Raw genomic sequence first — 8404 nt, 5'->3', positions numbered from 1 at the left:
TTGAGCTGGACGAACTCCGGGCCCATCTGGACCTTGGCCTTGATCCACTCCGGCTTGCGCTCCACCGGGGTGGCCGCATTACGCTGCTCAATGCGCAGCATCTTCCGGCCTTCTGGTGCCAGTGTCACAGTAGAACTCCTTCGGGGGTTGCAACTAGGGCGTCTTCATTCTTGCGCAGCTCTTCGATGATCCGCGAAACGAGATCAGCCGGTGCCACGTCGCGGCCGGTCTCCTGGGCAATGGTGGTCACGCCGGCATCGGTGATTCCGCAGGCGATGATCTGGCCGTAAGGGGCGAGGTCGTTGTTGCAGTTGATGGCGAAGCCGTGCATGGTTACGCCCTGGCTGACCCTGATGCCGATCGCCGCGATCTTCCGGGCGGGGCCCTTGTGGTCTTCGTCGATCCACACGCCGGCGCGGCCCCTGATGCGGACGGCCGTAATTCCGAAGTCGGCCAGGACGGCGATGATCACTGCCTCGAGACGCTCGACGTAGTCGCGGATCCCGGCTTTGTTTTTCAGCTTGATGATGGGGTAACCCACCAGCTGGCCGGGTCCGTGCCACGTCAGCTTGCCACCGCGGTCCACGGCTACAACGGGCGTGCCGTCGAAGGGACGCTCGTGGTCCTCGGTGAGCTTGCCGGCGGTGTAGACGGCGGAGTGTTCGAGCAGGAGAACTGTGCTGGGGGCCATGCCGGCCAGGACGTTCTCGTGGATTTCGCGCTGGAGGTCCCAGGCACGCGTGTAATCCACGAGATCCGGGGCAAGACCCAGCTGTGTGAACTCAAGAGTCATGGCATCCAGCTTAGACCCCGGCCGGCGTCCTGCCCGATTGTGTGCCCAAGCTCTCACCCGGCCCGCGGGTCATGTGCCGGCCCCCGCCCCCTGTGGATAACTTCTGCAGGATGTGTCGATTTCCGGTACTCCTTAAGCCATGGACGATGTGAGGCAGGACGCCGACCATTCCGCAGGGCGCGAGCCGAAGGTTCCGGGCTACCAGGTCTGCCGTTGGTTGGGCAGCGGGGCGAGCGCCGCCGTGTGGCTGGTGACGGAAGAGGCTACCGGGCGGAAGCTGGCCCTGAAGTGTTTCGGCGCGGCGTCCGGGAACCACGCCGCGGGGACTGCCGAAGAGGATGTACGCCGGGAGATTCTGATCATGTCCGTCCTTGACCACGGGCATCTGGTCAAGGCGCACGACGTCGTGAGGTTGGGCGAGGCCGCCGAAAGCCCGTTGGGGATCGTGATGGACTACGCACCAGGCGGTTCACTGGGCCAGCTCATCGCCGCCCGGGGCAAGCTGGGCGTGGGGGAGACCGTGACTGTGCTGACGCCCATTGCGCAGGTCCTCGGATACCTCCACGGCAAGGGATTCACCCACTCGGATGTGTCACCGGGAAACGTTCTCTTTTCCGGACACGGAAAGCCTCTGCTCGCTGACCTCGGGGTGGCGCGAATGGTCGGCGATCCCGGCGCCGTTCCCGGCCTCGGGACTGAAGGGTTCAGGGATCCTTCGCCGGTGGACGCCGTACGGGCAGGACTGCAGCCCGGACGCGACGTCTATGCCGCGGCTGCGCTTGGCTGGTACTGCCTCACCGGAGCCCCGCCCCGGCCCACGGCAGACAGGCCACCCCTTTCGCTGTTGGTTCCGGACGTGCCCCGCGAACTTGCCGCCGCCCTGGAGGCAGGCCTGAGTGATGACCGGCGGCGACGGCCGGATGCAGCGGAGCTTGCCACCGCCATCTACCGGAGCGCCGCCGCAGTTCCCGTCGACCTATCTCGCTCTGCGCATCCGACCGTCCTGCCGGAGCTGCTGACACGCAGGCCGGAGCCGCCGTCGTGCGGCAGGCGGCGCGAGCGGATCCGTGCCTGGGGCAGGCGGCTGTCCACGTCCCCGCCCGTCACGGCGTTTCGGCAGCGCAGGACCTCCTACGACCAGGCCTTGCCCGGCCAGACGCTGCCGGACCAGCCGAGGCTGCACTCGCGGCGGGCCGCGACGGCAGCCGCGCCTCGACGTCGTCGTACTGCCGCATGGACCGGGCTTTTCACAGTTCCCGTTCTTGCAAGCGCGTGGCTGCTGCTCGGTGCGCCGGGGACGCCGCTCTGGAACCAGCCTCCGGGCATCGCAGCCACGCTGCCGTCCCTGGTCCGTGGCTTTCCGGGGCCCGGAACCGTTCCGGTTCCGGCGCCGAGGGGGCCGCAGCCGGCAACGGTACTGGATTCCGCGAGGGTTCCGGACGCTGTCCGGAACCAGCTCCGGGCGGGAAATCCCGCCGAGGCTGTCAAAGGGCTGGCCTGGCTGCGCTCGAAGGCCCTGAGTGAGGGCAGGCTGGAATTGCTCGGCGAGGTTAACGCCGGGAACTCCCCGGCCGCGGCCGCGGACCGCAGGATCAGCGCCCGGTTGCAGGACTCCGGGAACATCCTGGCCGGCTTCACCACAAGCCTCACGGCCATCCGGAACATGCCCGAAAGCACTGGGGCGCGGGCCGTGGTCGCCGTGACGGCTTCGACGTCCGGTTACAAGGAGAGATCTGCCGCCGGTGCCGTAGTCGCCACCGGCGCACCTCAGCCAGGCCGCGCTCTGCGGCTGGTCCTGGTTAGAGTGAACGGCAAGTGGCTGATTTCGGACATCCTTCCGGCCCCATGATCGCCCACGTGCCGTCAGGCGCCGCTGACCACCCATGCGGCGGCACGCCGAAGGCTTGGATGCTGCCATTCAAAGCCCGCTTCCTTCAGCAGGGCGGGTTCCACCCGCTGGCTCGCGAGCAGGAGTTCGTCGGCCAGCTTGCCCATGGCCAGCCGCAGCGCTGGCGCCGGAACGCGGAGCAGCGCGGGCCTGTGCAGGGCAGCGGCGAGCTCAGCAACCAGCGTGTTGACGTTGGCGGCTTCGGGGGCGGAGACGATGACGGGGCCGGAGAGCTGGGCCGTCAGGAGGAATCCAAAAGCAGCGGACAGGTCCGGCAACGTGATCCAGGGCCAGTACTGGCGGCCGTTGCCGAGCGGACCGCCAACGCCGAGCCGCAGCAGCGGCAGCAGCCTGCCCAGGGCCCCTCCGGATCTGCTCAGCACCACCGCAGTCCGCGGGGTTACCACCCGGACACCCGGCGGAGCTTCGTGGGCGGCTGCTTCCCACTCAACGCAGATCCGGGCCATGATGCCAGTCCCGGCGGGCGACCCCTCCCGGAGGGCGGCCGACCCGGCGTCGCCGTAGTAGCCGGCTCCGGACTGGCTGATGAAGGTCCTCGGCGGTGTGTCAAGATGCTTCATTGCTGTGGCGAGGGTCCGCGTGGGATCGAGGCGCGAGCGGAACAGCTCATCGATCCGTCGGCGCGTCCATGGCCTGTCGCCGATGCCGGCTCCGGACAGATTGATAACGGCGTCCGCGCCCTCAAGGCAGGCCGGGTCCAGCTGGCCGGCGGACGGATCCCAGCGGACTTCAGCCGGGGAAGCCGGCGTCCTCCTAACCAGCCGCGTGACGTCGTGTCCGTCCGAAACGAGACGGGTGGAAAGATCGGTTCCGATGAGCCCGGAGGCGCCGGCCATGACGATTCGCATGATCCATCTCACCATGTCCCGGCACGGTACGGCACCTCCCAGCCACCCCTGTTGACTTTGACTATGATCGAACGATGACCTCTTCGAGCTACTTCCGATTCCCGCATGTTCACGGCGATCTGGTCACATTTGTGGCCGAGGACGACGTCTGGATCGCGCCTGTCGGCGGCGGCCGCGCCTGGCGGGTTTCCTCCCTGCAACTCCCGGCCCGTAATCCGCGCTTCACGCCTGATGGCAAGAAGCTCGTCTGGACGGTCGTGCAGGGCACGGCGCCCGAGGTTGTCATCGCCGACGTCGACGGCGGCGGATACCGGCAACTGACCTACTTCGGGCACAGCACCACCAAGGTCAAAGGCTTCACTGCCGCGGGCGAAGTAGTGGTCACGAGCGCGTTCCGGCAGGCGGAGAGCCGCCACACGCACGCCTACCGCCTTTCCACCGAGGGTGGCTGGGCCGAGGAACTGCCCTTCGGTCCCGTCGAATCCGTGGCGTTCGGCCCCGAGGTCGGAGACGAGAAGCCCGTAGTCGTGGCCAGCGTCCTGTCCCGCGAACCGGCCTGGTGGAAGCGCTACCGCGGCGGCACTGCCGGCAAACTCTGGATTGACGCCGACGGCAACGGCGAGTTTGAACGGCTGCTCCCGGACCTTGACGGCAACCTGGCGGACCCCATGTGGGTGGACGGACGCATCGCCTTCCTCTCGGACCACGAGGGGTACGGGAACCTGTACTCAGTCCCGCCCAACGGCGGAGACCTCCGCCGCCACACGGACCACGAAGACTTCTACGTCCGCCACGCGTCCACTGACGGGAAGCGTGTCATCTTCGAGTCCGCCGGTGAGCTGTGGATTCTGCATGATCTTGCCTCCGACGCCGTCAGGCTTGAGATCTCGCTCGGCTCGGCCTCCCAGGGCCGCCGCCCGTCGCTGCTGAAGGTTTCCAAGCACCTCGGAGACGTCCGGCCGGACTGCACCGGATCGGCCAGCGCCGTGGAGGCGCACGGGACCATCCACTGGCTGCGGCACAAGGACGGGCCCTCCCGCGTTGTCGAAGGCACTCCGGGTGTCCGGGCAAGACTTCCGCGTCCCCTGACGGATGGCCGCATCGCCTATGTTGCGGACCACGACGGCACGGAGGCCCTGGTTATGGCGGAGATCGCCCCGCGGCTCGAAACCCCGGCTGCCCCGGCAGAGCCCGTCAAGGGACACCAGGAATCCGAGACTCCCGCGGCCCCCCAGCCCAGCCCTGCGCTGCCGAGCCCGGTCTCAGCGGCCGGCCTGGTGGGTCCGGGCGTCGACGTCGCCGTTTCCGACGACTCCCAGGCGGACGTCGCTCCCGCAGCGGGGATAGAGAAACAGCACGGCACGGTGGCGGGCGCGGGGGCTGTCTCGGCACCTGCCGGTTCGGCATCCAGGCGGATCGCCTTCCCGAAGCCGTCGCGCGCCAGCGCCCTGGAGACCAGCCCCGACGGCCGCTGGATCGCCGTCGGCACCGCCTTCGGCGACGTCTACGTGGCCGACACGCGGGACGGAACCATCACGTCGGTGACGAGCATCGGCGAAGGCAGCATCGAAGCCCTGTGCTGGTCGCCGGACTCCGCCTGGCTGGCCTGGTCGGAACCCGTCACGTCCCTCGGCTCCCGCAGCCGCCTGAGGCTGACCCGCGTCCACACGGTGGAGTCCGGGGCAGGGAAGCCAGGCGCCGGGGACCCCGACATCGTCGAGGTGACCGATGGTCGCTTCCGTGACCAGTCGCCGTCGTTCACGCCGGACGGCAAGTTCCTCGCGTTCCTCTCCAACCGCAGCTTCGATCCTGTCTACGACGGGCATTCCTTCGACCTCTCGTTCCCGAGCCCCATCAAGCCGTACCTTGTGGCCTTGGCAGCGGAAACGGCGTCGCCCTTCGGCCCCAACGTGGATCTCTCCGTCGAGACGGAGACGGCGGCAGACCGGGACGCCGACGCCGGACAGCCCGGTAGGCCTGCGCCGGTCCGTGTCGACGCCGAGGGGCTCGCGCACCGGGTCATCAGCGTTCCGGTCCCGCAGGGCAACTATTCCTCGCTGGCCGCGGTCGACGGCGCGCTGCTGTGGCTGGACAGCCCCCTCGCCGGGGTGACCGGCGACGGCAAAGCCAGCTTGGAGGACAAGAACACTGCGCCAACACTGGTCCGGTTTGATCTTGCCAAGCGCAAGGCCGCGACCATTGTGGACGCGCTCGACAGCTACGTCGTGTCCGGTGACGGCAAGAAGGTTGTGCTCGTCCACGACAAACAGGTCCGGGTGGTGCCGTCCGACGCGAAGGCCGACGAGGAATCCGGCCAGCTGGTCAAGGTGGACCTCACACGCATCCGGGTGCTCATGGACCCGCTCAGCGTCTGGGGCCAGGCGTTCGATGAAGCCTGGCGGCTGCAGCGCGATTTCTTCTGGACCGAGGACATGGCCGGCCAGGACTGGGAGTCCATCCACAAGCGCTACCGGCCGCTGGTTGACCGGCTCGGTTCGCACGATGACCTCGTGGACCTGCTGTGGGAACTCCACGGCGAGCTCGGCACGTCCCATGCCTACGTCCGGCCGGCTGCGGCCACCGAGAACGGCAGTAATGGCCAGGGCCGCCTGGGCGCCGACCTGGCATTCACGGGGGAGGGCTGGGAGATCATCCGCATCCTCGCCGGCGAATCCTCCGACCCCCTCGCGACCTCACCGCTGGCCCGCCCCGGCGCCGCCGCCAAGGCCGGGGATGTCCTGCTCGCGGTCGACGGCGTGCCGCTCACCGAGGCCCTGACGCCCGCCATGCAGCTGGTTGGCGCTGCCGGCCGGGCGGTGGAACTGACCATCCGCAACGGTGCCGCCCACGGTCCGGCCGCGGGCGCCCAGCGCCGCATTGCGGTGGTCCCGATCAAGGATGAGGAGCGCCTCCGCTACCAGGACTGGGTGGCCGCTAACCGCCGCACCGTCCGGCAGGCCTCTGAAGGAAGCTTCGGCTACCTGCACGTTCCCGACATGATGGCCAACGGCTGGGCGCAGCTGCACCGTGACCTGGACACCGAAACCGCGCTGGACGGCCTGATCGTTGACGTTCGCCGCAACCGCGGCGGGCACACGTCCCAGCTGGTGGCCGAGCTGATCGGACGCAAGGTGACAGGCTGGAGCATGCCGCGCGGCGAGAAGCCCCGGACCTACCCGCACCACGCACCGCGCGGCCCGGTCATCATCCTCGCCGATGAGTTTGCCGGTTCCGACGGCGACATCATCACCCAGGTCTCGAAGCTTCGGGGAATCGGTCCCGTGATCGGGACCCGGACCTGGGGCGGCGTGGTGGGCATCGACAGCCGTTTCACGCTGGCGGACGGCACCGGGGTTACCCAGCCGCGCTACGCCACCTGGTTCGGCGGCGGCGTGGGCTGGAGCGTCGAAAACCACGGCGTTGCTCCGGACATCGAGGTGACGTTCCCGCCGCACGCCTATGCTGCGGGACGGGACCCGCAGCTGGAGTACGGCATCGGGGCGCTGAAGGAAATGGTTCAGGAGCTTCCCACGGACCGGCCGCCGGCCCGTGAAGGCTACCGCCGACTCCGGCCGGAGCCACTGCCTGCCCGCCGAAACACGGGCGGCTGACCCGGGCTGAGCCTGCGAACCGCTGACCCACAGTCCGGCCCGCGGCAGTCCTGCTCACGGAGAGCCCGGCTCACTGCGCAAAAAGGCCCTGTGCCCCGATGGATCTTCCAGTCCGGGTACAGGGCCTTTTCTGTGTGCCCCTGCTGCGCCGCAGCCGGGGCCAGAAATCAGGAAGCCGCGAGCGTTGCGTCCAGGGTGATGTCGATGCTGGCCAGAGCACCGGAGACAGGGCAGCCGACCTTGGCCTCCGCTGCGATCTTCTGGAACTCGTCTTCGGAGATGCCGGGGACCTTGGCGTTCAGGGTCAGGTGGCTGCCGGTGATGCCCGTGCCCGGCCTAAAGGTGACGTCCGCCTTCGTGTGGACCTCTTCGGGGGTGTGGCCGGCCTGGGCGAGCGCGTGGCTGAAAGCCATGGAGAAACAGGCGGAGTGTGCGGCGGCGATCAGCTCTTCAGGGCTGGTCTTGCCTTCCGAGGCCTCGGTGCGGGCCTTCCAGGTGACCTCATACGTGCCCAGCCCGGAGCTGTCGAGCGTTGTGTTGCCGGCACCCGTCATCAGGTCGCCGTTCCATACCGTGTGTGCGGTGCGTGTTGCTGCCATGTCCACTCCTTAGCTTGGGTTCAGTCAAGGATCCGGCTGACGCCCGATCCTTCCTGCCTAATCCTATGGATTCCCCGTGGTGGACGCACGGGTTGTCCGCTGTCAGAGGATTATGACCGGCCCCCGGAGTGCGCCAGGCAGCCCAACGCAAGAGACGACGACGGCGACGCACCCGCGAGGGGTGCGTCGCCGTCGTCGTTCATTCGATAAGCGGCTCAGTGCCAGATCGTGGCGATGGCAATGTTGATCAGCGCCAGGCCGCCGACACCGTGTGCCAGGCCGGTCGAGATGTCTTCGCCCCTCTTGACCTTGCGCGAGCCGATCACGGCCAGAACGGCAACGGCGAGCCCGATCGCGAACTTAATGCCGAGCTTGAAGTAGTTGGGATCTGAATCCGGCATGAGCGGCAGCAGTCCCATCATCGCAATACCCGTGAGCAGCTGAACGAACGCGCCGTCGCGCTGGCGCGGGTGGATGGTCGGCTGCCTCAGGGTGGCGATCCAGTAACCCACGATCATGGCGGCGCCAACGATGTGCAGGAACAGCAGGATGTCAAAAAGAATTCGCATGGCAACAGTCTAGCCAGATACTTCTACACTCCGTAGTACGAGCGGCCCGCGCGTCCGGCAGGACCCGGTGGTACG

The 8404-nt window shown here is 68.1% G+C and carries 6 protein-coding genes and 1 pseudogene; 2 read left to right on the top strand and 5 right to left on the bottom strand.

The annotated features are described in order from the left end of the window. Positions 1–128, bottom strand: a pseudogene (locus LQ144_RS01445) (lipoyl synthase); the annotation flags it as partial. Continuing rightward, positions 125–793, bottom strand: coding sequence for a lipoyl(octanoyl) transferase LipB (gene lipB / locus LQ144_RS01440; protein ID WP_230116778.1), 669 nt, complete (start codon positions 791–793; stop codon positions 125–127). The gene lipB and the pseudogene LQ144_RS01445, both read right to left, overlap by 4 nt. A 139-nt stretch (positions 794–932) precedes the next feature. On the opposite strand from lipB, the gene LQ144_RS01435 reads away from it, so the two are divergent. Beyond that, positions 933–2642 (top strand): protein kinase, encoded by a 1710-nt coding sequence (locus LQ144_RS01435; RefSeq protein ID WP_230116777.1) that lies wholly within the window; start codon positions 933–935, stop codon positions 2640–2642. A 14-nt stretch (positions 2643–2656) separates the two neighbouring features. On the opposite strand, the gene LQ144_RS01430 is transcribed toward LQ144_RS01435, so the two are convergent. Continuing rightward, positions 2657–3550: a TIGR01777 family oxidoreductase gene (locus LQ144_RS01430; protein WP_230116789.1), complete on the bottom strand. Its 894-nt coding sequence runs from the start codon at positions 3548–3550 to the stop codon at positions 2657–2659. A gap of 74 nt (positions 3551–3624) precedes the next feature. Here LQ144_RS01430 and LQ144_RS01425 point away from each other — a divergent pair, with 74 nt between their 5' ends. After that, the gene (locus LQ144_RS01425; protein WP_230116776.1) at positions 3625–7161 is read left to right on the top strand and encodes a S41 family peptidase; all 3537 of its coding nucleotides are present in this window, start codon (positions 3625–3627) and stop codon (positions 7159–7161) included. A gap of 167 nt (positions 7162–7328) precedes the next feature. Here the strand turns inward: LQ144_RS01425 and LQ144_RS01420 are convergent, their stop codons facing one another. Together LQ144_RS01420 and LQ144_RS01415 are read right to left on the bottom strand one after the other, a co-directional pair. Next, entirely contained in the window at positions 7329–7760 is a 432-nt protein-coding gene (locus LQ144_RS01420) for an OsmC family protein (RefSeq protein WP_230116775.1), read from the bottom strand. 215 nt (positions 7761–7975) lie between these two features. Beyond that, positions 7976–8329 carry a hypothetical protein gene (locus LQ144_RS01415; protein ID WP_230116774.1) on the bottom strand — a complete coding sequence of 118 codons (354 nt, stop codon included), beginning with the start codon at positions 8327–8329 and terminating at the stop codon, positions 7976–7978. Positions 8330–8404 lie beyond the last annotated feature (75 nt).

Origin of the sequence: Arthrobacter sp. Bi83 (assembly GCF_918698095.1) — a bacterium.
GTDB lineage: Bacteria > Actinomycetota > Actinomycetes > Actinomycetales > Micrococcaceae > Arthrobacter.
This window is presented reverse-complemented; position numbering and strand designations above follow the sequence as displayed.